This is a genomic window from Microbulbifer sp. CnH-101-G, assembly GCF_052466775.1.
Window position 1 is genome coordinate 1,128,112 of the sequence record NZ_CP174292.1, and the last position, 25,536, is coordinate 1,153,647.

A 25,536-nucleotide genomic window follows, 5' to 3' on the forward strand; every position below is an offset into this window, starting at 1 on the left:
CAACAAGAAGGCACTTTGGTGTCATCTAGGCACATTTTGGTAACCTATAAAACGATGCTGGCAAAAGAGGTGTGGCATGACTGTGAGAAGAAAAGGCAAAGAGAAAATCGAAAAGCGGGTATTTCATAATACCGAAGACTGTCCCATTCGTAATGTGGTGGCACAGATAGGTGATAAATGGTCAGTGCTGATATTGTTTGCACTTGTCGAGGGTGCCGACCGATTTAACTCACTGAAATCAAGAGTGGTGGGTATCTCACAGCGTATGCTTACACAAACCCTCCGTGACCTTGAGCGGGAAGGATATGTATCAAGAACGGTCTATGCCGAAGTGCCGGTAAAAGTAGAGTATGACCTTACAGAAATGGGTAGAGATTTGGTTAAACCTTTATACCAGTTGGTTTCCTGGGCAGAATCACACCATACAGAAATCAAACGTTCGCGAAGAACTTACGATGAAAAAGTCAATCAAGAGTGACTCACATAAATTTACCGTAAGGTATGAAGCATCAATGAATAATGAATCAAAAACGCACACAATAAGTGAATATGGTCCTTTGACAAATATTTAAGTGTAGTGCTTTAGGCTTGATCTGACAGTTACCGGTTTTTCAGAAGGTGCTCTATCTGGTCTAAACTAATCTCCTCAGTATTTAAGTAGAGTGATTTTTTGCTTAAATTAAAGCACATTTTCAATGTGAGCAGCTTCCGCAATCTTATCTCTAAGCCATTTATTTGCTTGATCATCCTTATTTCTTAAATTCCAGTAGACTTTCATAGAGTAGTGAGGGAGGCTGATAGGTGGGGTGAAAAGTTTAATGTTGAATTTGCTAGTGATAGATTGAATGAATTTTCTTGGTGCAGTTAGAATCGCATCACTACGCTCTACTATGTAAGGTGCGCTAGAAAAATTGGCCACCTTAAATTGAACATTTCGAGACAAGCCAATTTTCTCTAAAGCTTCATCAACCATTCCCCGGTTATCACGCCCCGTGCCAGCCAGGATATGTGGATAATTGCAGAAATTATGGACATCCTTTTTGCTTTTCAGAAATGGGTGATCAGTCCTTACTACTGAAGTAAAATCATCTCTATATAGCGTTTTCACCATAAGGCTCGGGTGATTGGATTCCACAGTGCTGATTGAAAGATCAGACTCACCACTTTCGATCTGATTGGCTATGCCAAGTTTATCTATTTTTATAAAAATAACTTGAATTCTGGGAGCCTCCCTTTGAAGTAACGCTATCAATGGGGGGGCAATACTCTGCTCCACTAAATCACTCGTCGCGATATAGAAAGTCCGCTGCGTACTTTCTGGGTCGAACGCTTCCTGATTTAAAATATTCCGTTCAAAATCATGTAGCCATCGATTCAAAGCCACTTGTAGTCTTTCTGCTCTTGGCGTCAGCACTAATTGATTGCCCTGTCTTATGACTAGTGAGTCATTTAAGCTGTGACGGAGTTTCTTGAGCGTGTGACTCACCGCAGACTGAGTGAGTCCGGCACGTTCACCAGCACGGGTGAGATTTCGTGTTTCAAAGATAATCTGCAGCAGCCTTAATTGGTTCAGCTCTATGTCTGAAATATTGCTCATCTGGACCTGACTCGGCTATTAGTTGTGTTCATGCTTATATTAGATTAATTAATTTCAGTAATGAAGGCTTGGGGCCTATTCTGCGCACAGTCCAATTCGATCAACCCCAGTCCCGAGGAACTGATTATGAGTTTGAAGAAACTATTTGCAATGGCGTCACTGTTGGTTAGTCCACTGGCAATGGCCGACAACGTGTTGGTTGTGATGTCTGATGTGTCTGAAATGAAATTGAAAGGTGGCTATGACTACAAAACTGGCTTCTATTTGAATGAACTTATGGAACCGGTAAAACTTCTGATGGATGCAGGGCATACATTAACATTTGCCACTCCGACTGGGCTGGCACCGACCTTGGACCCGGTATCGGATACACCTGACCACTTCTTAGACGTTAGTCAGGAGAACTACAGTACCCATAAAGCGCTCTTCGAAAATCTAATGCTGACTGACAAAGCGCATAGCCCCGTAGTCAGCTTTGCCCGTATTGAACAAATTGGCATCGAGAATTTTGATGCGCTGTTTGTACCTGGCGGCCACGCACCTTTGGGAGACCTGGTATCGAATGATCGACTGGGAGGTTTCTTAAGGCATTTTAATGCTGAATCTAAGCCCACGGGTTTAGTTTGCCACGGCCCAGTTGCTCTGTTGTCCGCTTTGCCTAATAGCTCTGATTTTGAGTCCCAAATGAAAGCAGGCAAGAAGGCAAAGCCTGCTCAAGGTTGGGTCTATGATGGCTACAAAATGACCTCTTTTAGTAATTCAGAAGAAGCCGTTGCTACACAATACTACTTAGGTGGTGATGAGCTGTTTTACTGGCCACAAAATGCACTTACTAATGCTGGTGGCAATTACTCTAAAGGTAAAGAGGATTGGCAGCCACATGTAGTTGTTGATCGCGAGCTGGTGACAGGTCAAAACAACAAATCCTCTGTCGCTGTTGCACAAGAACTCTTAAAGTTAATGAAGTAGTAGCTTGCTCTGTACCTCTTCAGGCACAGCTCTTAGGAAGGCTGTGTCTGAGGAGGTGTGACTTATACTGTATTTCAACAATTTTTACAGTCTTTTTCCTCTGAATATCTTTGACATCAACTTAGGAGTCCCTATGAGCATGTCTTCCATTTTAAAGAAGAATAACATTGCAGTTATTACCGGTGGCGCTAGTGGAATAGGTCTTGCTACGGCAAGGATCTTATCGGAAAGAGGGATGAAGATTTGCATTGCCGATATCAACAAAGATAAGTTGAAAGAGGCCAAGCACAATCTATCAACTGATACGCTCATTGTAGAGACCGATGTAGCTGATTTTGGTTCGGTGATGGCTCTCAAAGAGAGAGTAAAAGAAAAATTTGGTCGTATTGATTTTCTTTTCAACAATGCGGGTACTGCGGTTAAAAGTGGTAGCTGGGAAAGTCTAGAGGGCTGGAATAAGACGATCAACACTAACCTTTGGGGGGCGATCCATTGTATTCACGTATTTGCTCCGGAAATGCTTAATCAAAGTAGCCCATCAATCATTGTTACCACTGGGTCCAAGCAGGGAATCACCACGCCTCCAGGAAATCCAGCTTACAACGTGAGTAAGGCTGCAGTAAAAGTCGTTACGGAAGCATTACAGCACGCTATTCGTAATTCAGTTGGAAGCCGAGTCACATCACACCTATTGATTCCAGGGTTTACTTATACGGGTATGATTGATAGTCCCACTAAACCTGAGAGTGCATGGACTGCAGAGCAAGTAGTTGAATTCATGCTGAGAGGTATTGAAAGGGGGGATTTCTACATTCTGTGCCCAGATAATGACGTAGATCGTGAAACTGATAATAAACGTATTCGCTGGGCTTTTGGAGATATTATCCATAATCGTCCACCGCTTTCTCGCTGGCATCCTGACTACCAAGACGCTTTTGATGCAACAATAAATGAGTAGTGACTGATAAGTTTCACAGAAAAGTTATGGCGAAGCTCTCGTGCCGATTTTCTACACCTTTCAAATTTAATGCGGCAATAGATGAGAGTAGATTGTTGTATGAATTTTTGGTTTTTTAGGTGGGTATTTCTGTTAGTGCGTTGAGCTTCAATTTATTTTTCATATTTCCCTTTTGATGGGCAAGATTACTGTATTGTTAATGCTGAAAAACCCACTTTAGTGGTGGCATAAGTTAGGCGCTGGTCAGGTGTCGCTATGCTCTACAAACCATTTCTGGATAAATGCGTAAAACTTTGAGTTAACGCGCATGCTTATAACTAATTACCTCACTCTTTTATCTGTTTGGTGCGTCACAGCCCCGAATTTACCTTTGCCCGAATTTACCTTTGAGGATAACTTGAGTGACTAATGGCATCATAGCACCAAATTTTACCTCCAAAGAAATATACTTCTAATGAGAGAGATTTCTGATGCTGTCTTTGCTGTGCGGTAGTGTCAAAGCTTACTTCGATCATATTTCTTGAGATTTATTGGTTGGCTGTTAATAGTGCAGGGTTGGGTGTTGTTGAGGTTTTATGTTGGCAGTTTATTCTGTTGTCGCGCCAGTATTGGGGTTTATCGATATTAGCTGGTTTCTTTTACCGCTTAATAACTTTCTGGGTCATGAATTATATTCATTATTAAATTCAATGAATTGATTTCACTCATTTCTGTTTGGACATTAATCTATACAGGAATCAAGCGATGTAGCTCACAATTTAAGGAGACAATCATGACTAAAACTGCTTTAGTTACTGGTTCAAACAGTGGTTTCGGTTACCTGATCGCCAATACACTTGCAAGTAATGGTTTCAAAGTCATTGGTACAATGAGAGATTCGAAAGGACGCAATGCCTCAATAGCCAATGAGTTACAGGCAAAAGGTATCACTATAGTGGATATTGATGTAACTGACGATGAGAGTGTTGCTAAAGGTATTACTCAAGTGATCCAGGAAGCGGGCGAAATTGACGTACTGATTAATAATGCTGGAGTCGGCACTCTCGGTTGGCAGGAAAGTTTTACTATTGAGGATTTTAAAAAGGTTTTTGATATTAATGTCTTTGGGGTTCAGCGGTTAATACGCGCGGTATTACCTCAAATGAAAAAGCGTGGAAGTGGAACCCTTATTCAAATATCCAGCATTCTGGGTCAATTCGTGCTGCCTTTCCTAGGCTCTTATAATGCTACGAAACACGCAGTGGAAGGCATTGCGGAGAATTATCGCGTAGAATTGGCACAATTTGGAATTCAATCATTGATTGTACAGCCAGGTGGATTTGGTACAGATTTTGGTTCCAACTTGTTAAAAGCAAGTGATAGAGCGGTGGCTGCAAGCTATGGTGAGTATGCAGATGCTCCAGAGCAAATGTGGGCAGGCACTGAAGAAGGGCATGAGTCAGAGGATGCTCCCAGCCCGCAACTAGTCGCAGACGCAGTACTCAACCTACTGAATACCGATCCTGAGAATCGACCATTTCGGACGACCGTTGATGGTACGGGATTAAATCCCACGATAGAGAAAATCAACAGTGTGACCGAACAAGCTATGCAAGAAATATATTCTGCTTATGGAATGTCAAACTTATTTCAGCTTAAGAAATATTAAAGAGATGCGTTGAGAATGGGCACCTTGAATACTCTGTTTGGTATAAAAGGTGCCTGAGCTTAATAATATTGCTTTATGGTATCACTAGATCTGCCTATAACTTTTATCTTTTGGCTGGAAGCATAAGGCGGCTTAAATAGAATGTTGGTATAGGACAACTAAATAGATATTCTCTATACAGCCGATTGTTTCATCTTAAAGAAACTGAAAATCATTATTTTATAGCCCCCATTTGTTTCAGGAAGCCGTATTTATCCCAGGTAACCCAGGTTTCGGTGATCTTTCCATCTTTAATCCTGACAAACTCAACGCCATCATAAGTGACGGTCTTCTTTGTTGGGGGTTCACCCATAAAAGAGCCGACATGATTTGCCCTGATAACCACATGGGTGGCCACTAAATTGCCTTCAGCGACCTGCATTTTATTAAGAATTTTTACGTCTTTGAAGGCGGCATGAAATTTATCTACCTCAGCCTTTACTTCTTGTAAATTTCGTTTTTGAGGGCCAGCGGTATAGTTGGTTGCAGAATCCAGATGATTCACATAGTTTGGAGCAAAAATAGTGGCTGGATCAATATCAGTCCCACTGAGCCACCAATCAATAGCTTGCATAGCGAGTTTTTTATTTGCCTCTAGGTCATTGGAATAAGCAAAAACGCTAGTTAAACTCGCACACAAGAAGATACATGTCGTTATTACCAAAGAAAGATATCGTTTAGTCATGTAGTTGTCCTATTTGCAAAGGTACCTGAGGTAACCGTTAGTTTTGATGAAAAAGGAGTTCATTAGAGAGCTATAAGGAATGCAAAGTATGAACGCTATTCGAAGGAATAGTCATGTCTGCAGGTGGATTTTGGCAACTGCTTCCTCCTTACCTGCCCAGCTGCTGGGTTAAATAGCCCTTCACGATTCATCAGGTTATCAAGTTCCGGATTGGAAGCTTGTAGGAGGAAACGATGGCCTTAGTCCCCTCCTTATTGGCAGCTCTTACATTAACCTATATCGACTGACTATTGGATTATCTAAGTGGGCTAGAGACTCAGCATCTCTCGTAGGCGGGTGGCTGGCCGTCTGGCAACCTCTATCTCTTTCCCGTCAGTCATGGTTATTAGTAAACCACTGTTAATCCACGATTCTATATCCTTAATAAAATTTAAATTGATAATCTGCTGTCGATTAACGCGAAAGAAAATTTCAGGGTTCAATCTTTGTTCAATTTTGGCTAAAGATTTATAAATAAATGGTTTGCTATCATCGAAAAAGACTTGCGCATGATTGCCGCAGTTCTCAAAGTAGCGAATTTTTCCGATTTCGATTAGCCAGCAACGCTCTCCATCTTTAATGAATATTTTATTGTTGCTGTCTAAGTAATTTATTGAGTCGCTGGAGGGGGTAGGGGGTGTCTCACGTAATGTCTTGTCTAGGGCCCGCTTTAGTTTTTGAGGGTTGATTGGCTTAAGTAAATAATCCAGAGCATTCACTTCGAAAGCTTGGATGGCATACTCATCGTAAGCTGTTGTGAAGATAATTTGAGGTGTAAGGTCCAGTTTCTCTAGTATGTCAAATCCATTGCCATCAGGAAGGTTGATATCTAAGAAAACTAAGTCCGGCTGTTCTTCTGATATAAGAGAGATCGCTTCTTCACAATTTTGCGCCTCTGCAATCAAGTTTATATGCTTATGAGGTTTGAGCAGTTCTCTCAATTCATTACGTGCGAGTCGTGAGTCTTCAACGATAATGGCTTTCACTTCTTATACCACTAATTGTAAGGAGGAGGGAATATGGCACTGGGCAACTACATGGGAGCCCTGCTGTTTAATATTAAAACGTGTCCTATTGCCATATTGAATGGTTAATCTTTTTTGGATATTGCTTAATCCTACGCCAGTATTGTTGCTCTCTGTAGCTGATGCTGTGTTGAGGGTGCCTGGATTTTTTACAGTGATTACTATATGGTTTTCTTCTTTTGTTACTTTAATCATTAGTTCACCTCCTTGTTTGCAATTCTCTATGCCATGACGTACAGCATTTTCAGCAAGTAGCTGGATTAACAATGGTGGTATTCTCTCTCCCATTAAGTAATCGTCAGCCTCGATTTTGAAAGCTAGTCGATCTTCATATTGAATTTTTAGAAGTTCGATATACTGGCAAACGATCTCTAGTTCATCTCTTAAGGGTACAGTCTTATGCTTGTGGGCAATTAAGGTATAACGTAGCAGATCAGAGAGATTGGTTAACATTTCTCTAGACTTATTGGTATCTTCAAGTATCAAGGCGCGAATGTTATTTAATCCATTAAAAAGAAAGTGAGGGTTTAGTTGCCCCATTAGCGCACTCATTTTAGCTTCATTGAGTTGCAGCTTGAGTTGTGTTGCATCTTGCTCAGCCTTTCGCAAGCGATCTTGGTTTACTGCAGTAAGGTAAATTAGAGACCAAGTTAGCATGAGTAGGATAAGGATAAGCCAGCTATCGAACACCGCTTCCCAGAAAGTGTGAACAACCGTATATCCCTCGGAGTTGTAGTACGCATAGATGATACTCACTGCGATACAGGCGCAGATAAATCCTAGTAAGATCGAGGCGGAGAGAAAATAAGCCCATTGTTGATACCAACTTTTATCAAAAAGATTAAAGCGGTATGTGATTTCTCGGATAATAAGAGTGGAGAACCCTACGGTTAATACTACGGTTGCAACGTGTATTGCGATCTTGTCGATGTGATCCTGGGTCAGTAGTCCCAGTGAGAAGGTATTTACTAGTGAGAATATTGCCCAGCCACCAAAGTGGTAGGATAGAAATTTTACAGATGGAGTAGGTGATTTTAGAAAATTCATTGAGTGTATATGTTAATAAAAATGGCTCCAAGATAGGAGCCATAGATTGATATTTCTTATTATGACTAGAAGCGTTCATTTAGCCATAATGACATTATGTTAAGGGCTCTTGGAGAGAAGCTTTCTTCAATTTCAGCATATTCAGAAAAAGAGCCGTTGCCTGCAGTTTGAAAAAGATGATTCATTTTTTCAAGTTCAATAGTTTTAAAGTCCTTGTGCCCAGCATTACTCAATATTGACTGTATATTGTTCAGGTTCATTTTTGCATCAACTTGAAAGTCTAACGATCCAATAAGAGCTAATAATGGTGATTTTGTTTTTTCTAAATAAGGCTCAGGGTTGAACTTAAGAAAATAACGGAACCAAGGTGTAGAGTATTGGTTCTTTAGTTGTTCAACTTGTACATCCAGTTCTTCTGCCGCAACGCCTTCGAGCTTGACACTTTCGTAAAGCAGTTCCTCAATCTCACCATTGATACTCTCTTTCAGCCCAAGCATGCCAAGTTTATCAAAAATTTTCTTATCTAAATGGCTGAGTTTTTGCAGCTTTTCTTCTGGAACGCCTTTAAATCTACGATCCCGGTTCCATTGATCAATAATCAATTCTGGTATTTTAACCCCTGGGCCTGCAAGCAGGATTGAAAAAGCGATATCATCTCGGCTGCTAGCAACCATGGGTGCTATCATACCACCTTCGCTGTGTCCAATTAATCCAACTTTACCTTTGGGTAAATCTTTACGACTGTTTAAAAAATCTACAGCCGCACTGGTGTCATTGGCAAAGTCTTCGCTGGTTGCTGCACTGAAGTCACCACTGGAGCCACCAATGCCGCGGTCGTCATAGCGAAATACTGCATATCCTTGTCGTGTCAGGTGATCGGCGATTATTGCGAATGGTTTATGGCCAAACAGGGTTTCATCACGGTCCTGAGGCCCTGAGCCACTGATAAGAACAGCGGTTGCCTTGATCTTTGACTTTGGTTTAGTCAGTGTTCCTGAAATGATATTGTTCGCCGTAGCATTCTTAAAGCTCACTTCCTCAATCGTATACGGAAATGGACCTTGTGGTGTCTGGGGGCGATTGTTCGGCCTGTTTCTTGCTCTCTCAGAGGTCCTGCTAAAATTCATCGGTGATGCAACTTCCTGATGAATAGCGCCGAACATCAGGTCAGTTGCTTCACTATAAGCGCCTTTGTAGCTAATCTGTAAGTCTTCCACTTCGAAAGTGATACTATTGTCTTGGATTTCCAGCATGGAGACCTCTAGCCCCTCCTTCCGCAGAGAGGGGCTGTCCAAAGTGCCGGTCCACTCGCCATTAACTTCGTCAAGATGAATGACTATTGGCACATTTCTCTCACCATTTATTTGTGCAACTGACCTCCAGCTTCCTTCGATGCCACCAGCCATTGCATTGGCTGAGAGCAAGCCTGTTGCGAGGATTAAGGTTTTTAATTGCCACTTGGCTTTTGCAAAGGTGGTTTTGCTCGCTTGCATGTGTGATATCCCTGTGTGTATTCGATGAATGCTTGGCATTCTAATGAGCTTTTGGCTTTATGTAGGAAGTTTAGTGGGAATGGTTTTTATGATTGATGAGCGGTAAAGAAAGATGATGAGTGGCTAGAGCCTGTGCATGCACAAGATGGTTCTATAGTGCCATTAGTTTTGAGGCATATCTGTCACCTCTTTGTAGGCTAGGCAAGGGCTTGGTGGAGTGGCCCTTGTTTCTGGTTTATTGTTCGATAGGCTGGAGGGGCTTCGGTGTAGATAGCCGTTAAGCACACAGCAAATGCGGCCTGCAGGGTTCGCACTACAGAATTTTAGAGCGATTTGTATCCTGCGTTGCGACTTATGGAAAGGTCTAGGTATTCCTACATAGCTTTGTTTTGATGGTGAGCCACTCTGAAAGTAATAGAAGTTACGGCGTTATTCAGAAGCCCCCTAAATGCCGTAAGATGGTGAGTGGCCTTTCTTGTACACCAATACTGTTCTCAGAAAACTCAAAAATAGTTCACCATCTTGATTGAAGCCACGAGTTTCAACCGTCACTATTCCCTGAGTAGGGCGGGAATGTGATTCCCGTTTAGATAGGATTTCACTCTCAGCGTAGATGGTGTCCCCCTCAAAAACAGGTTTTAGTAGCTTTACCTTATCCCACTCTAAATTAGCTACTACCTTCTTACTGATAGTGTTTACGGTCATCCCAGTTACAATCGCCAGGGTTAGAGTGCTATCTACTAGCGGTAACTTCCATTCAGTGTTTTGTGCATAGTGTGCGTCAAAATGCAATTGTGCCGTATTCATTGTAAGTAACGTCATCCAGGTATTGTCTGTTCGAGTTAATGTCCTACCTGGACGATGCTCAATGATCATACCCTCTTTGAAGTCTTCGAAGTAAAATCCAAAGTCTTCCCGATAGCGGTTATCGCTGATTTTTTGATAGGGTTGGAATTGCATAACTACCATTTCCCTTGCTGCTTTAGTTTAGTTTGTTGAAGATAGTGATGATTTGCTTTGCTTTGGAATAGACAGGTACATCAATCATCTCACCCTGGTATTGACAAGCCTTGCCCTTTGAGTTGTTATAAATCTCTACTATTTTTTCTGCTTTTTCATACTCCTCTTGAGTAGGCTTGAAAGAAGACTTGATTGTTGAGATTTGTTTGGGGTGGATAGCAGCTTTGCCATTGAATCCCATTGTCTTAACGATATTCAGCTCTTTCAGTAGCCCATCTTCATTATTGAAGTCAAAGTAAGGTGAGTCATAGCAGGCTAGATTCTTTGTCGCTGATGCTTCTACGATCTTGCTGCGAGCAGAGCTTAGGACGTTAATGGAGTTGTCACAGTTCAGGTCGTAGGCGTAGTCTGCAGCACCAAACATCAGGGCCTGCAGTTTCTGTGGGCTGTTTTTAACAATATTGTGGATGTTAATTGTTCCATTGGCTGTTTCGATTAAGGCAATTATTGCTAAGTCCTCATAAGTTTGAGAGAGAAGTTCATCAAGTTGCTGGATATCATTAGAGGACTCTGTTTTGGGGTAAAGTACAGCCTCGATCTGTAATTTGGATGTGGTAATAGCAAGTATGTCTTTTAGCCCTTCATTGCTTGTTAGGTGATTGATTCGAATAATATTGGCAGTAGTGTTGCTGTCTTTCTTGGAAAGATAGTGAACCGCATTGTCCCGGGCTAATTGCTTTTCACTTTTGGGTACACTATCTTCGAGATCAATAATAACGGCACTGGCTTCTACTTCTGCGCCTTTCTGAAAAAGAGTGGGTTTATTACCTGGCGTGAAAAGCAGTGCAGGATGAATGTGTAGGTTGATCATAAGGTTGGTTAGATGAAATTGTGCTCTTTAGCTTCTTTTATCAGGCTTTCCCTAAATTCTGGGTGTGCAATATTAATTAGGGCATGGGTACGTTCTGTGGTTGATTTTCCCATCAGCTGGCAGCAGCCGTATTCAGTAACTACGTAATCAACATCAAGCCTGGAATCTGTTGTGATGGTATTTAATCGCGGTACCACTCGAGAAATTTTTCCGCCCTGTGCTGTAGAACTGCTTGCCAATATGGTCTTACCGTTTTTCGAGTAATAGACACCTCTAATGAAGTCCAGTTGTCCACCCACTCCTGAGAATTGATGGTCAGTGAATTCTGCATTCACCTGACCATTGAAATCGATCTCTATAAAGGAGTTAACTGATATCATGTTGTCAATCTGGGCAATAGTCTGTGGTTCATTGACGTAAGAGACCGGGAGGCACGCCATTGAAGGATTCCCATCAATAAAGTCATACAGTGCCCTGTCACCTATTGCAAAGGTGAAAACATTGAGGTGGGTATTAAGCGTTTTTCGTGAATTATTAACAGCGCCAGATTTGATCAGATTTATCATACCCGAGGTGATAACCTCGGTATGTATCCCAAGATCTTTCTTACCAACCAAATGCTCACATACAGCATTGGGAACACCACCAATCCCCATTTGAATGGTGGAGCCATCAGGTATTAGTGGTGCAATATAATCGCTGATCTTTTTATCCAGTTCAGAGGTTTCTCTTTGTGGCTCTTCGATTAATGGGGTGTCGTTTTCTATGATTGCATCCACTTCGTTAATATGAAGAAGTGTTTGCCCAGAAGTTCTCGGCATATTTTTATTGACTTCAACAATCAATCGTTCCGCGTGCCTGGATAGCTCAATCGCATAATCCCCACTAGTGCCAAAGTTGAAGTATCCATATTTATCCATTGGGGATACGGTAACGAGAAAGGCATCCAAATTAACTTGCTTTTTAATGATTTCAGGGTAGCGACTGAAGGAAATTGGCACATAGTTAATGTATTTTTTACCCTTGGCGAAACCTTTCTTGGCGAGCTTGACCTCGTCCTTGGTGAGCATGGATGAAAAAGGCCTGACGCGGTCTAGTAAATCTTCCTGAAAAATGGTTTTCATTGCGATGCCACCGCAGCGCATGTAGTACACCTTGAGCTTCTTTATGTCGTCTGCCCGAACGCGCTTTTCCAAAGCTTTTAGTAAGGCCGGTGGCGTGGCTACACGCATACCCATAGAAATGATACTTTCGCTGGGTATTGCGGATATGGCGTTATCGGCTGTGGTCAATTTTCTATGGTATTGGGCTTCGTAGTTCATAATACGCTAAATTCACCGTTATCTTATTTGTCTTCTCTCTGGACCCTTAGGCGCTTTATGGCCTACTAGCACTGAACTTAAAATAGATTATTTTTCCGGTCTCGATAGTGAAGTATGGGCTTCGATAGTATTCTCGGCTAATGCGAGGGCTTATTTATAGTGGCTGTTTTATTCTGTCGTGATTTGTTGCTATTTATTGAGAAATTGAAAGGTTATTTACGGCGATACTATTTAAGGCTGTCAGGTTCAATGTGAACAGAAAGTGTCGGTGGGATAAAGGAGAGGTTATGTGGCAGGATGAGAGCTAGAGAATCCCGTTGACCTTGACTGCAAATGCTTTAGAGGGGCTGGGATGGCGGAATATTTCGTGCAGTACAGAAGTAAAAAAGGCCGGTCTTAGACCGGCCTTGAGAAGTACCTCTATTTATTCCACTGAGGAGCGGATCAGGTAATCAAACGCGCCCAATGCTGCCGTGGCACCGGCTCCCATGGAAATCACAATTTGCTTGTAAGGCACAGTGGTGGCATCGCCGGCAGCGTAGACGCCGGGTACAGAAGTTGCGCCACGCTCGTTGATAACGATCTCTCCCGTGCGATTCATTTCTACATCGGTTTCCTTAAGGAACTCTGTATTGGGTACCAACCCAATTTGCACAAAGATTCCTGCCAGATCGAGTCTTTTGTTTTCTCCAGATTCACGATCGGTGTAGGCGAGTCCATTTACCTTGTTACCATCGCCTAGGACTTCAGTGGTTTGGGCGTTGACGATAATGTCAATGTTATCCATCTGCTGAGCTTTGCGTACTAAAACGTCATCTGCTCGTAGCTTGTCGGCAAATTCCAATACGGTGACATGCTCGACAATACCAGCCAGGTCGATGGCCGCCTCTATACCGGAGTTGCCCCCACCGATAACCGCAACGCGCTTACCTTTAAAGAAGGGGCCGTCGCAATGGGGGCAGTAGGCTACGCCTTTAGTGCGGTATTCCGCTTCACCTGGCACGCCGAGTTCTCTCCAGCGGGCACCGGTGGCCAGTACGACTGAGCGGCTGGATAGGGTGGCGCCGCTTTGCAGCTCTATATCCACCAGCTCGTTGCGCTGTAAATTGGCTGCACGTTGATCGGTAATAATATCTACGCCGTACTCTTTAACGTGTTGCTCCAGACTGGCAGAAAGCTTCGGGCCTTCGGTGTAAGGGGCTGAGATAAAGTTTTCGATACCCACGGTATCCATCACCTGTCCGCCAAAGCGCTCAGCTACCAGGCCTGTGCGAATACCCTTGCGTGCGGCATAAATGGCTGCTGCAGCACCGGCGGGTCCACCACCCACTACCAGTAAGTCGTAAGGGGCTTTTTCATTGAGTTCTTCAGTTTTGCGTTCTGCGGCGCCGCTATCCAGTTTACTGACGATTTCTTCCAGAGACATTCTCCCCTGGCCGAAATGTTCGCCGTTCAGGTAGACCGCTGGTACCGCCATCACATTGCGCTGCTCAACCTCATCCTGGAACAAGCTGCCATCGATCATCTCGTGGGTGATGTTCGGGTTTAGGGTGGCCATCAGGTTCAGTGCTTGAACCACATCTGGGCAGTTCTGGCAGGAAAGCGATATGTAAGTTTCAAAGTGAAATTCACCTTTTAGATTGCGCACCTGCTCCAGTAGTTCTGGGTTCGCCTTGGAGGGATGGCCGCCCGCTTGCAGTAACGCCAACACCAGAGAGGTGAATTCATGGCCCAGTGGGATTCCGGCAAAGCTTACACGGGGTTCTTCACCCGCTGGAGCGATGGCCATATTCGGGGTGCGCTTGGCCTGACCTTGCCGTGCGCTGATTTTTCCAGAGAGCGCGGAAATTTCATCGACCAGCGATTCCAGCTCTTTGGATTTCTGGCTGTCATCAGTGGACACACGAATCTCGATCGGCTTGACGATATTCTGCAGGTAAGTGTCCAGTTGCTTCTTCAGGTTTGCATCCAACATCGGTGTGTCCTTTCCTAACAATTTCAAAATTTGGGTGTGGCCCACCTTTTTGGTGGGCCGGGTCAGAGCTGTTCGGGTTTAAATTTTGCCGACGAGATCGAGGGAGGGCGCTAGGGTTTCTTCCCCTTCCTTCCACTTGGCCGGGCAGACTTCACCGGGGTGTGCGGCTATGTACTGGGCGGCTTTAATCTTGCGCAGTAGCTCGCTGGCATCGCGACCGATGCCACCGGCGGTGATCTCAACGATCTGGGTGCGACCTTCCGGGTCGATCACAAAGGTGCCGCGGTCGGCAATGCCTTCTTCCTCGATCATCACGCCGAAGTTGCGGGTGATGGTGCCTGTGGGATCGCCGATCATCGGGTACTGGATCTTGCCGATGGTGTCTGAAGAGTCGTGCCAGGCTTTGTGGGTGAAGTGGGTGTCCGTGGATACGGAGTAAATCTCCACGCCCAGTTTCTTGAACTCTTCGTAGTTGTCCGCCAGGTCGCCCAGCTCGGTGGGGCACACAAAGGTGAAGTCGGCCGGGTAGAAGAAGAACACCGCCCACTTGCCCTTTACGTCAGCGTCGCTGATATCGAAGAAGTCACCGTTCTGGTAAGCCTTGGCGTTAAAGGGTTTCAGTTGGGATTCGATGTAACGTGACATGGATAGCTCCTTATTCATGGCTGTATTGCCGGTCGTTGTTTGGGTACGGGGGTAATACTATCGATTACGATAAATTAATAAAAATTATTAATTTAAATGCTTTCGATAGTTAATAGCTATCTTTGGCTGTATCTTGATTGCCGTGGGTGGGGGATACCACTGTAGGGTGTTGATAGGTATTCATCACCGCTAGAAGCAGCGGTATTGAGTGCTGCTCAGCATTCCTTAATCAGGAAGTTACCAGCTAAGAGCTCGGCCTCTGGGTTGAGTGATGAAGAGCTGAAAAAGAGTTGAGGACTAGATACGAGGACATTAGCAATGGGGTATGAGAGTGGGTTGGTGCTCGAGGTTTTAGCTTAGCTTTGTGCTGGTGTGAGGTTGAAAGTTGCCGATATGAATCAAAACGTAGTACATGCCACAGTAATCGGTGTAGGACTGCCTGGGGAGTCAATTGGGTGGCTGCATTTGTCTCAGTTAATGAGTATGCCAAATGTAGTCGTGGATGCGGTTATTGAGGAATATTGGCTTTCTGAGGCTGTTGCTTCGAGCGAGAAAGGGCTGGCATATAAAAGAGAGATGGCAAGACTTGAGGAGCAGTTCGGAGGCTTCAAAATCTATACCTCTGTAGATCAGTTGCCCAGGCCAGATATGTTCTCCAAGCATTTGATCATCATCTCGGTTAGAACTCCATCAGCCACGGATGTGTTTAAGTCGGTAGTTGCCAAAGGCTATAGGAATATTTACTTGGAAAAGCCAGGGGCAGATTCTCTGGAAAAACTACAAGCCATGGAAAGGATTGCCGAAGAAAAAAATGTAAAGGTTGTCGTAGGTTATCAAAAACATATTGCAAGTTTTGTTAAAGAAGCTGAGAAAATCGACCATGAGTGGGCGTTGCACTCCAGAAGCGTTGGTTTTATACATCACAACCCCCACCCTGAAGATTCTCTAGAAAGTGTGTTTAGGCAAAACTCTGAAGGAATGCTATTGAATCAGTGCTGTCATGAACTTGAACTCTGTGTTGCAAAGTGGAAATTAGCTCCTAATAACATTGTTGATGTAGTAGTTAACCCTGAGAAAACCGTACAAAAGCGTTTTGGTAATATTGAGGATTTTAAGAAACTATCCTTCAAGGTAGAAACTAACTTAGGAGTCAGCTTTTCCTTTTTTGCCACTCGCTGTGAGGGGGTAGAAAACAGTATAGTGATGAGGAGAGGCCTCACGGGCAAGTCTGTTTTGGTCAGGCAGGCCAGCCAAGATGTGTTAGAGCGCGCTTTGACGCTTACCAAGAAAGAAAAAGGTGCAATGTGGTATTGCTACTTATTCGAGCAGGATTACCGTGCTCTGAAGAGGTTATTTATTGAGTCAATTTTATACCACGATGACGAGAAGTATTTAAGCCTCCCCAGGCTGCCACACGCCTGTGGAGTTCTTCAGCTAGCCGCGGCGATTGAGCCTAGTATTCAGGCTCAGGTTAAGAGTAACAAGGATTATCATCCTGTTGCTCAGGTTGTAGATACGGTATGTCAAGAGCCAACTACTCAAAGAATCTCGTACCACCAAAAACTATTTGCCCCCGGTAATAACTTTCTTATTGATATCCTAAGGCCACCAAAGAAAAGGATCATCTGTTGCGTTGATGACAGAGTCTGGGATCTTTATGCAAAAGATATCCTTGAGTGGGAAAAGTCTGTTGGAGTTAGCCTTATTCCAATAGTGATGAAAGGCGGTGAACAATCAAAGAATATTGATAGTTTCCTCAAGGTGATTGATGAGGTCTGGAAGGCAAACCCTCTTCGCTATAGAGAGCCAATCGTAGCCATGGGGGGTGGGGCAGTAACAGATACCATAGGATTCGTCAGTGCCGTCTGGCGGCGTAATACCCCGTGGATACGTATTCCCACTACACTTATGGGCATGATTGATTCCTCTATTGGTATCAAAGTGAGTGTGAACCATATTATTAAGAATGGTTTAGGTGCTTTTCACTGTCCTCGGCATACCATTATTGATCCGACTTTTTTACGCACTAACTCACAACGGGTATTGAAGAGTGCGATTGGCGAAATGATTAAAGTGGGCGTGGTATTTAATAAAGAGGTTCTCAATCTGCTATCTAAAAGGGGTGAGGGCTTGTTGGATAGCAGGTTTCTCGACTCTAATGGCTTGCCTGGAGAGGATTCTTACAATCTTATTATGATATGTATTGATGCCATGCTGGATAGCATCGCGGGGGACCTAAACGAGGAAAATTTATCCCGGCCGATGGATTTTGGGCACACACTTTCAAGATGGCTGGAGCGTGATGAATCATTTCGGCTGATGCATGGTGAGGCAGTAGGTATTGATTGCCTGTTCACATCCATAGTGGCTGAACAAATGGAGTTGATTACCAAAGAGGAGGTTGAGTTTCTATTTGATATTTACGTCAAGCTGGGACTTGCAGCTAGCGTAAAAGGGCTTAACTTGGATGTATACAAAACAGCTCTTAAACAAGTTTCTATTCATCGATCGGGCAGATTACGGGCTCCACTGCCTGCGCCTCTAGGGCGTTGCACTTGGGTAGATGAAATAAAAAATAAAGATCTGGAGAATTCCTGGATTAGCTTGCAAAAGAGACTAGCTATACATCCTGAGCTGGTTTTGGACCCAGATACTATTGAAGATGAAGATTCTCGGTCTGCTGGTGCGAAAACGTCAAATGTGAGAAACCAGGAAAAATATAGTCAAAAATCACTACGCTGGGGAATTATTGGTTGCGGAAGAATTGCAAATGACTTTGCGATAATTATCAATTATCTGGAGTCTGCTGAAATTCACGCTGTGGCTTCAAGAGATTTGGATAGGGCGAAAGATTTTGCGAGTAACCACGGAATCAGTCGGGCGTATGGGAGTTATCTGGAGCTTGTTTCTGATCCAGACGTTGATGTTGTTTATATTGCAACCATCCCAGAGCTGCATCGGCAGCATGCTGAACTGGCGTTAAGGGCAGGAAAGCCGGTGCTTGTTGAGAAGCCTTTAGCGCTCACAGTGGAAGATGCCTTAAAGATTAAAGCGCTTGCCCATAAAAAGCAGCTGTTTTGTATGGAAGGAATGTGGATGAGATTCTTCCCTGCTATTGAATATTGTAGAAGCATCGTAAGTAGCGGCGAGATAGGTAAGGTTTGCCAGATTCGGGCAGACTTAAGTTTCGACTTGCGTAAGGATGAAGGGCTTCAATCGCCTAAATGGCGGGTAGGGGCGGGCATGGATGCTGGTGTTTACCCCATTCATGCCGCGCTTATGTTGCTTGGAAGGAATGCATCAGACCTAGAGTTTTCTGGCGTTCTTGATGACTATGGATTTCAGGAGGATGGTGCGGGATTAATCTATGCGCATTATGATTCCGGGCCTATAGCTGTTGTTTCCTGGAGTCATCTGGTTGAGGGTGCGGAAGAATTGGAGGTCTATGGCACTGAGGGTAGGGTGAAAGTACACTCACCGGCTCACTGCCCGACAAGGATTTCCGTAACCAGGGTCGAGGGTGATCGAAGAGCCGATAACAATACCAGGTTGTATGAATTTCCGCTGCCGCGAATTAGGGGGGAGTTTAATTATCCCAACTCCGAGGGGCTATACTACGAGGCCCGGGCGGTGCAGCGATGCTTGGAGAGAGGATTGATCGAGTGTCCGGAGCTTCCTTTAGCAGACTCCGTGCAGGCAATCAAGATGATCGTAGAATGCGACCACCACATTAAAAGAAAAGCTGCGTGAAACGAAATATCTATTGGTTTGGATTGTTGTCCTGCTATGGAGCGCTGTTTCTTCTGGGGTTTATAGAAGTTTATAAAGCACCAATTTATCCAAAAATACTAGATTTCTTTTCTGTATCCCCTACTAAGGGCTCCACCTTTTTCTTTTTGTCCACCTTTTCAGCTTTATTGATGACGCTCTCCGGATCTTTGTGGATAAAGAGGGTGAGAGTCATATCTGGCTTGGGGTTGTTTGTCATTTTCATGGGGAGCGGCTCCATCCTATCAGGTATCTCTGGTTATTTTCACTCCTTTCCTGTATTGATTTTGGGCAGTTTTGTTTTTGGGGTCGGTGCAGGGGGTTGTATGGTGCTAATTAATGTAGCAATTCCTCTTTTTGTACCTCAAGACCTGACTCGCCAAGGGTATTGTGGATTGCATAGCACCTACGGAGTGGCATCAATACTATCTCCATTATTGCCTGTACTCTTCTATAAATATCACTTTGGTTGGGAGGGTGGGTTCTACCTGTTTGGTGGGCTTGCAACCGCTATTTTACTATTTATTTTCTTTGGATTACGCAATAGCAGGGCAAGGCGTCAAGCGGGTGAGGGAGGTATTGATCCAAGTGCTTATCGAGAAAAGAGTAAGCGTGATAAAGAACCAAAAGAGTGGTGGATTGCAATAGGTGGTGGGCTGATTGTTTCTGCCTACAACGGATCGGAGCATATTCTTGCAAGTCGACTAGTGCTGTTTCTTGAGGCAAGAGGCGGCCCATGGGCGGTTGAAGCTGATATCTTGCTATCAATCTTTTTTGGCCTATTGTGCATTGGCAGGATACTTTTTACCTTTATTCTTCTGAAGGGCAATACCTTCTTTTGGCTGATTATCTCTTTTCTATCGACTGCAGTGGTTTTTCTTCTGGGTTATTGGGTGAATCCTATATGGTTTCCGGTATGCGGATTAACACTATCTTACCTATTCCCCTATACGATGGAGTGGTTAACCCGTTGTTCCAAGAATCCACCATTTACTGTTTCATTTTCTCTTGGCACAGGAGGGGTTTTTTTGATATTTGCCCATGCTTTGGTGGGTTGGTTGGATGGAAATTATGGAATTCAAACAGCTATTTATGTAGTCCCAGTATTTCTTCTATCAGGGATTATAATTTGCACATTGATAGCCTTTTTTGAGAGGTTGAAAAGTTCTCGATAAACTTCTAATAATCTATATTATTCTCATGAATAAAAAAGAATGTTAATCAGTTGAAGTTCTCAATGTGCAGGGTTAAAAACCTGGGTGATTCACTCACAGCTGAGTCAGCCTTATCATAGGAAGGTGGTTAGAGTGAAAATACTAACGGGTTGATAAGGTGCTTCTTCCTGCAGGTTGATACTTAATAGGTTAGGAGACGGTCGGATTGGTGATAAGGCGTTCAGTATCAAAGCTTGATGGGCAGGTATATTAAATTCTATAATCGCTACAATAGTAGGTGTCGTCTGAGCTCATTTATTGGCAAATAGTGCTACTAGTCATGTAGATCAAATAGTGCTCGAAATGTACTAATATATTAATTACGCTAAGCGCCTGTAATAGATGTTCCCACCTTGGAAAATAAAATTCTGTCATCCTACCTGGAGTTTTTTACGCCGATGAATTAAGTCCTGCGCATAATTGGAGCTAAGTTCGCACTCTATCGCTGCGGACCTATTTAATCCTTTGCAGGTGGCGTATCTTCCTTGAGAACCAGTCTTGTTCGATAGCAGAAATACGCCGCACGATCTTATGATCGGAGGGCATATGACAGCTATTTGTACTCTTGAAAGCGTCTCCCTGATATTTGGGGGAACCTCGATTTTTCATGAAGTAAGTTTGGAATTACCTATAGGGATCACTGGATTAGTTGCACCTAATGGCAGTGGGAAATCCACGTTACTTGGCATTCTTCACGGTCAAGTTTCCATTGCTAGCGGCAAGGTATCTTGGAAAAGACGCCATCACCTGGTGAAACAGATGAATCACCGGCCTGATTTGCGGATCGTCGATTGCCTCGCAGATGGACACTTGTATGAAGTTTTTTCACGGATTGACCAAGGGCATGCATCAGAGGAGGGCTTGATATCCGTTGCGGACTGTTGGCATCTGCCTCTTAATTGGCAACGCCAGCTAGAGGAAGCAAAAATCCATGCGCCATTGGAGACTCCTATTGAAAGACTGAGTGGTGGTCAAAGAGCCAGATTACACCTTGCCTATGCATTCTCTCTCTCAAATGATTACTTACTTCTCGATGAGCCTAGCAATCATCTTGACCAGAGTGGTCGAGAATGGCTGAAAGAGAAAATAATAAGTCATTCAGGCGGGGCGTTGGTAGCCAGTCATGACGTGGAGTTACTAGAAAATACTGGGCAAATAGTGGCGATATATCAGCGAGGACTGAGAATCTATGGCGGCGCATACAGTACGTATACACAACAAAAAGAAACAGAGTATGCAGCCCTGCTTCAAAGGGCAGAAGATAATCGAAAAAAATTAAATAGATTAAATAACGTTAGACAGAAAAGTTTGCATAAGTTTGCTACTAGAAAACGACAGGGTAAAGGCCAGCGGAACTCTCAAAGCAAGAGTCTTATGGATTCACAAAAAGATCGTGCAGGAAAAGGTCTCGGAAAGTTAAAGCGAAAGTGTGTGCAGCGCAAGTTACAGTTAGAGAGAAAAGGAGATGAGATAAGTAAAAAAACTACAATTGAGTCCCAGAGGCTAAGACCACAAAAGCTATCCATAACTAAGTGTGACTCTCGAAAATCAATAAAACTGCATCTCGAAAATTTGCAGCTTCCATATGGTTCTCATAATAAGCCTATATCTTTAACAATCCGAACGGGGGATCGTTGGAGGATAAAGGGTAGCAATGGCAGTGGAAAGTCCACCCTGCTGAAGATTATTGCTGGCCAACTAGAAGCTTTAAGTGGTGTTTGCCAACTGCGTGGAAGTGTTTGTTATTTAGATCAGGATTTCAGTTTTCTCAATAAAGAGATATCAGCTCTAGAGAACCTTTCCTTTCTTCACCCTGGCAGAAAAGAATCTGAATGGCGTACCATGCTAGGTAATTTGCGGTTAAGGGGTGATATGGCGCTGCTTCCTCTCAGGTTACTTAGCGGGGGGAGCAATTAAAAGTAGCTCTACTAGCCATTACACGAGGCACCATTACCACAGACCTTATACTACTAGACGAGCCAGATAATCACTTAGATCTGGATTCCCGGCAGCTATTAGTGGATGCCATTATGGATTTTTCTGGTGCCGTGTTATTGGTTTCACATAATCTGAGTTTTGTTAAGGCTTTAGGCGTTGGTGGTCAGCTTGATTTGGATTGAAAAATCTTTATCGATTAGTAAGAAAAGAGGATTAGTAGGTAGTATGTTACTGACGGCAGGCTATTTAGTTGATTATGGTATTAACCTTGCCACTTTATATCCTATTGAAACATAGGTCTTTCGTCTGCCTAGTTTTTCCTGAAAATTTATCTTCCCATGCTCGGAAGGGCTTATCTATGAGGCTGCCGCTGTACAACGCTGCCTTGCTGCAGGACGCACGGAATGCCCTCAAGCTCCTATGGATGATTCATTGTTGGCTATTCAGTTATTGTCAGATTGCGATCATATTATCAAAAGCAGAGAGAGTTAGAGCCTTACGACGTTTAGATTTTTGTTAGTCAGGCATACTTTTTCTGAAAACGAAATTTATGGTAGCGTTTGATAATTCTATTGAATTTGTATGAATCTGCTGTTCAAAAATTATAAATGACAATGCCCACCAAAAGGTGGGCATTGCCGGTTCCAATCCTGTGAGGGCTTGGGAAAACTTAAATCTTGCCTACCAGGTCGAGAGATGGGGCCAGGGTCTCTTCACCTTCTTTCCATTTAGCCGGGCAGACTTCACCGGGGTGTGCGGCGACATACTGGGCAGCTTTGATCTTGCGCAGCAATTCGCTGGCGTCGCGACCGATACCACCAGCGGTGATCTCAACGATCTGTATACGGCCTTCCGGGTCGATCACAAAGGTGCCGCGGTCGGCGATGCCTTCTTCCTCAATCATCACACCGAAGTTACGTGTAATGGTGCCGGTGGGGTCGCCGATCATCGGGTATTGGATTTTACCGATGGTGTCAGAGGAGTCGTGCCAGGCTTTGTGGGTGAAGTGGGTATCGGTGGAGACGGAGTAGATCTCTACACCCAACTTTTTGAACTCTTCGTAGTTGTCCGCCAGATCACCGAGCTCTGTGGGGCATACAAAGGTGAAGTCGGCGGGGTAGAAGAAGAATACGGCCCACTTGCCTTTTACATCGGTGTCGCTGACGTCGTGAAATTCGCCGTTCTGATAGGCCTTGGCTTTGAAGGGCTTGAGTTCGGATTCGATATAACGGGACATGAATTGCTCCTTAGTTGGATTAAAAGTATTCCGCGTTGTGTCTGTAACTTCTGTGACCTAAATACTATTGTTCTTGTGTTTTTAATAAAAATTAACAATTTAAATGTGTCAGATAGCCTGTGACTATGCGCTTATCTGGGGCAGGCTAGATTGTGGATGGAAGCGACTTTAGAGATACTCCAAGGACTTGGGGTGCGCGTAGTGCTGCTCACCGGTAATGGATACAAAGCCGCAGGAAAGTGGTATGCGATTGATAAGGTTGTTGAAGTATGACCTGGCGCGGGAAGCCGGGGACTGGGTGGATGATGGGGTAATCAGCGAGGCGCAGGCTGAGTTAATCTGCGCCCGCTATGAAGTGGACTACCATCGGGCCCGGCAGCGCTCAATGGGTTACAACGTGTTGGTGGGGCTCGGTTACCTGTTTATCGCCTTGGCGCTGATTACCCTGATTGGTGCCAACTGGGAGGAAATTCCACGCGCTTTGCGTATGGGAGGGCTGGTAGCGCTCACTGTAGCTACCCAATGCGTTGCCCTGCGGATCTATTTCACAGGCGATCCCCGCCGGGGCGAGGGGCTTTTCCTGCTGGGGAACTTCTTCTTTGGTGCCTCAATTATCCTGATCGCGCAGATATACCATTTGGGCGAATATATGCTCGATGGCGTCTTCTGGTGGGCATTGGGTTGCCTGCCGTTTGCTCTGATTACTCGCAGCCCCTGGCTGGCAATCCAGGCACAAGTTTTAGCGCTGCTGTGGTTCTTTTTGCAGGTCAGCATGGGCTACTACCCGGCGCTTTTCCCGCTCTTTATTGCGGCATCTCTCTATGTGCTTCTGCGTGGACGTGCGAGTACGGTTCTTATGCTGTTGCTCTTAGTGAGTATCGGCTTCTGGGTTGAATACACTCTGTCGGAATTTTGGCGGAGCCAGCAGCCGTGGGTTGGGTTGAAGCTCTATCCCGAGAATCTGGCGGTAGCGGTTGCCCTGTTTATTCTGCTGTATGTTTTCAGCCACTGGTTGGCCTTGAGGGGGGCATCGGTGGCCAAGGATTACGCAACGGTGATTTCCGTGTGGTGCCTGCGTTTTGCTCTGGTCAGCCTGCTGGTATTCAGCTTTGCATTTCCCTGGGAGGAGCTGATTGAGGCCCAGTGGGAGCACCGGCTGAGTATGTGGCTGGTGGTAGCCGCGATGGCTGCCGCTACGCTGGTATTAGCACTGCCGACCAGGCGCCTGATATCGAGCGGCCTCCTCTTGGTATTTTTTGTTGGTGCACTGATTACCGTCAGTACCAGAGGCGACCCGGATTTGGCAGTGTATCTGCAGGTGGCGACTAATTTCGTCCTTATCAGCTGCGGTATTTGGTTGATCTACCGGGGTATTCACGATGGTATTTCCCATTATTTCTTTCTTGGGGTGATGTCGATATTGATCACCGCACTGCTGCGCTATATCGACCTGATCGGCGATTATCTGGGGGCGACGTTAATCTTTATTCTATTTGCGGGCCTGCTGCTGGGCGCCGCCAAGTACTGGAAGCACCACCAGGGCGGGGAGGAAATGTCATGAAGAAGGGATTGACCTACGCCTTAGGGGTGGCGATTGCTACGCAATTTTTCATTCTTGTGGGGATGTATGTAAAAGCGCAGATGCCGCTTTGGACGGGAGAGCTGGTGCGGGTCAAAGCGATTCCGGTAGATCCCCGCTCTCTATTTCGAGGTAACTATGCGCAGCTGAATTACGATTTTTCCCGCGTTGCCAAGTCGGCCCTAGCCGGAGACCGGCGAGTGCGAGAGGGAGAGGTGGTATATGTCTCCTTGAAAAAAGCTCCTTCAGGGCTCTATGAGTTTTCTGGAGCGAGCCTGGATAAACCTTCCGAAGGGGTATTTCTAAAGGGGCGGGTTGTGGGTCGTAACGCTTGGCGCGCAAAGCTTTTTTATCGTGTTAAATACGGCATAGAGGCTTACTTTGCGCCCAAGGCAAAGGCCCTGCAGCTGGAGCGGGAATTGCGCGATGGTGGGATTGCCGAGCTTATGGTGGCGCCCAGCGGGCAAGTGACCCTTAAGAATGTGATCGGGGACGATTGATTCGGTAAATTGACTCGTGCGGTGTTT

The 25,536-nt window shown here is 44.6% G+C and carries 21 protein-coding genes; 10 read left to right on the forward strand and 11 right to left on the reverse strand.

Translation table 11 applies throughout. The features are described 5' to 3' along the window. Positions 1–76 precede the first annotated feature (76 nt). Positions 77–478 carry a winged helix-turn-helix transcriptional regulator gene (locus tag ACJJID_RS05205; protein WP_444921776.1) on the forward strand — a complete coding sequence of 134 codons (402 nt, stop codon included), beginning with the start codon at positions 77–79 and terminating at the stop codon, positions 476–478. Between the two features lie 201 nt (positions 479–679). Here the strand turns inward: ACJJID_RS05205 and ACJJID_RS05210 are convergent, their stop codons facing one another. Further along, positions 680–1,597 (reverse strand): LysR family transcriptional regulator, encoded by a 918-nt coding sequence (locus ACJJID_RS05210; protein WP_444921777.1) that lies wholly within the window; start codon positions 1,595–1,597, stop codon positions 680–682. A gap of 126 nt (positions 1,598–1,723) precedes the next feature. Between ACJJID_RS05210 and ACJJID_RS05215 the strand changes: the two genes are divergently transcribed. The 3 genes from ACJJID_RS05215 to ACJJID_RS05225 all read left to right on the forward strand — a co-directional run bounded on the left by ACJJID_RS05215 (position 1,724) and on the right by ACJJID_RS05225 (position 5,172). Next, on the forward strand, positions 1,724–2,566 hold the full coding sequence (locus tag ACJJID_RS05215; protein ID WP_444921778.1) for a type 1 glutamine amidotransferase domain-containing protein: 843 nt from the start codon (positions 1,724–1,726) through the stop codon (positions 2,564–2,566). Positions 2,567–2,699: 133 nt separating this feature from the next. Continuing rightward, a complete protein-coding gene (locus tag ACJJID_RS05220) occupies positions 2,700–3,524 on the forward strand; it encodes an SDR family NAD(P)-dependent oxidoreductase (protein ID WP_444921779.1) in 825 nt (274 codons plus the stop codon). 772 nt (positions 3,525–4,296) lie between these two features. Then, positions 4,297–5,172: an SDR family oxidoreductase gene (locus tag ACJJID_RS05225; protein ID WP_444921780.1), complete on the forward strand. Its 876-nt coding sequence runs from the start codon at positions 4,297–4,299 to the stop codon at positions 5,170–5,172. A gap of 214 nt (positions 5,173–5,386) precedes the next feature. Here ACJJID_RS05225 and ACJJID_RS05230 read toward each other — a convergent pair whose 3' ends face one another. The 9 genes from ACJJID_RS05230 to ahpC (ACJJID_RS05270) form a co-directional block, all read right to left on the reverse strand. Further along, the gene (locus ACJJID_RS05230; protein WP_444921781.1) at positions 5,387–5,896 is read right to left on the reverse strand and encodes an ester cyclase; all 510 of its coding nucleotides are present in this window, start codon (positions 5,894–5,896) and stop codon (positions 5,387–5,389) included. Between the two features lie 308 nt (positions 5,897–6,204). Continuing rightward, a complete protein-coding gene (locus ACJJID_RS05235) occupies positions 6,205–6,921 on the reverse strand; it encodes a LytR/AlgR family response regulator transcription factor (RefSeq protein ID WP_444921782.1) in 717 nt (238 codons plus the stop codon). Between the two features lie 3 nt (positions 6,922–6,924). Next, complete coding sequence (locus ACJJID_RS05240) at positions 6,925–8,007, reverse strand: sensor histidine kinase (RefSeq protein ID WP_444921783.1); 1,083 nt, start codon at positions 8,005–8,007, stop codon at positions 6,925–6,927. A gap of 65 nt (positions 8,008–8,072) precedes the next feature. Further along, on the reverse strand, positions 8,073–9,500 hold the full coding sequence (locus ACJJID_RS05245; protein WP_444921784.1) for an alpha/beta hydrolase family protein: 1,428 nt from the start codon (positions 9,498–9,500) through the stop codon (positions 8,073–8,075). Positions 9,501–9,944: 444 nt separating this feature from the next. Continuing rightward, a complete protein-coding gene (locus tag ACJJID_RS05250) occupies positions 9,945–10,460 on the reverse strand; it encodes a MaoC/PaaZ C-terminal domain-containing protein (RefSeq protein ID WP_444921785.1) in 516 nt (171 codons plus the stop codon). Positions 10,461–10,482: 22 nt separating this feature from the next. Continuing rightward, positions 10,483–11,331, reverse strand: a complete 849-nt coding sequence (locus tag ACJJID_RS05255) for an HpcH/HpaI aldolase/citrate lyase family protein (RefSeq protein ID WP_444921786.1) — start codon at positions 11,329–11,331, stop codon at positions 10,483–10,485. Between the two features lie 8 nt (positions 11,332–11,339). Then, complete coding sequence (locus ACJJID_RS05260; protein ID WP_444921787.1) at positions 11,340–12,653, reverse strand: acetyl-CoA hydrolase/transferase family protein; 1,314 nt, start codon at positions 12,651–12,653, stop codon at positions 11,340–11,342. 424 nt (positions 12,654–13,077) lie between these two features. Beyond that, positions 13,078–14,628 carry an alkyl hydroperoxide reductase subunit F gene (gene ahpF / locus ACJJID_RS05265; protein WP_444921788.1) on the reverse strand — a complete coding sequence of 517 codons (1,551 nt, stop codon included), beginning with the start codon at positions 14,626–14,628 and terminating at the stop codon, positions 13,078–13,080. A gap of 78 nt (positions 14,629–14,706) precedes the next feature. Further along, on the reverse strand, positions 14,707–15,273 hold the full coding sequence (gene ahpC / locus ACJJID_RS05270) for an alkyl hydroperoxide reductase subunit C (RefSeq protein ID WP_444921789.1): 567 nt from the start codon (positions 15,271–15,273) through the stop codon (positions 14,707–14,709). A 378-nt stretch (positions 15,274–15,651) separates the two neighbouring features. On the opposite strand from ahpC (ACJJID_RS05270), the gene ACJJID_RS05275 reads away from it, so the two are divergent. The 4 genes from ACJJID_RS05275 to ACJJID_RS05290 all read left to right on the forward strand — a co-directional run bounded on the left by ACJJID_RS05275 (position 15,652) and on the right by ACJJID_RS05290 (position 22,375). Then, on the forward strand, positions 15,652–19,023 hold the full coding sequence (locus tag ACJJID_RS05275) for a Gfo/Idh/MocA family oxidoreductase (protein WP_444921790.1): 3,372 nt from the start codon (positions 15,652–15,654) through the stop codon (positions 19,021–19,023). Beyond that, on the forward strand, positions 19,020–20,216 hold the full coding sequence (locus ACJJID_RS05280) for an MFS transporter (protein ID WP_444921791.1): 1,197 nt from the start codon (positions 19,020–19,022) through the stop codon (positions 20,214–20,216). Before ACJJID_RS05275 ends, ACJJID_RS05280 begins: the two co-directional genes overlap by 4 nt. Positions 20,217–20,801: 585 nt before the next feature. Further along, the gene (locus ACJJID_RS05285; protein WP_444921792.1) at positions 20,802–22,172 is read left to right on the forward strand and encodes an ATP-binding cassette domain-containing protein; all 1,371 of its coding nucleotides are present in this window, start codon (positions 20,802–20,804) and stop codon (positions 22,170–22,172) included. 47 nt (positions 22,173–22,219) lie between these two features. Then, positions 22,220–22,375 carry a hypothetical protein gene (locus ACJJID_RS05290; RefSeq protein ID WP_444922609.1) on the forward strand — a complete coding sequence of 52 codons (156 nt, stop codon included), beginning with the start codon at positions 22,220–22,222 and terminating at the stop codon, positions 22,373–22,375. A gap of 488 nt (positions 22,376–22,863) precedes the next feature. Here ACJJID_RS05290 and ahpC (ACJJID_RS05295) read toward each other — a convergent pair whose 3' ends face one another. Further along, positions 22,864–23,430 (reverse strand): alkyl hydroperoxide reductase subunit C, encoded by a 567-nt coding sequence (gene ahpC, locus ACJJID_RS05295; RefSeq protein WP_152452997.1) that lies wholly within the window; start codon positions 23,428–23,430, stop codon positions 22,864–22,866. A gap of 244 nt (positions 23,431–23,674) precedes the next feature. Here ahpC (ACJJID_RS05295) and ACJJID_RS05300 point away from each other — a divergent pair, with 244 nt between their 5' ends. Together ACJJID_RS05300 and ACJJID_RS05305 are read left to right on the forward strand one after the other, a co-directional pair. Next, positions 23,675–24,991 carry a DUF2157 domain-containing protein gene (locus ACJJID_RS05300; protein ID WP_444921793.1) on the forward strand — a complete coding sequence of 439 codons (1,317 nt, stop codon included), beginning with the start codon at positions 23,675–23,677 and terminating at the stop codon, positions 24,989–24,991. Continuing rightward, a complete protein-coding gene (locus ACJJID_RS05305; RefSeq protein WP_444921794.1) occupies positions 24,988–25,509 on the forward strand; it encodes a GDYXXLXY domain-containing protein in 522 nt (173 codons plus the stop codon). Before ACJJID_RS05300 ends, ACJJID_RS05305 begins: the two co-directional genes overlap by 4 nt. Positions 25,510–25,536 lie beyond the last annotated feature (27 nt).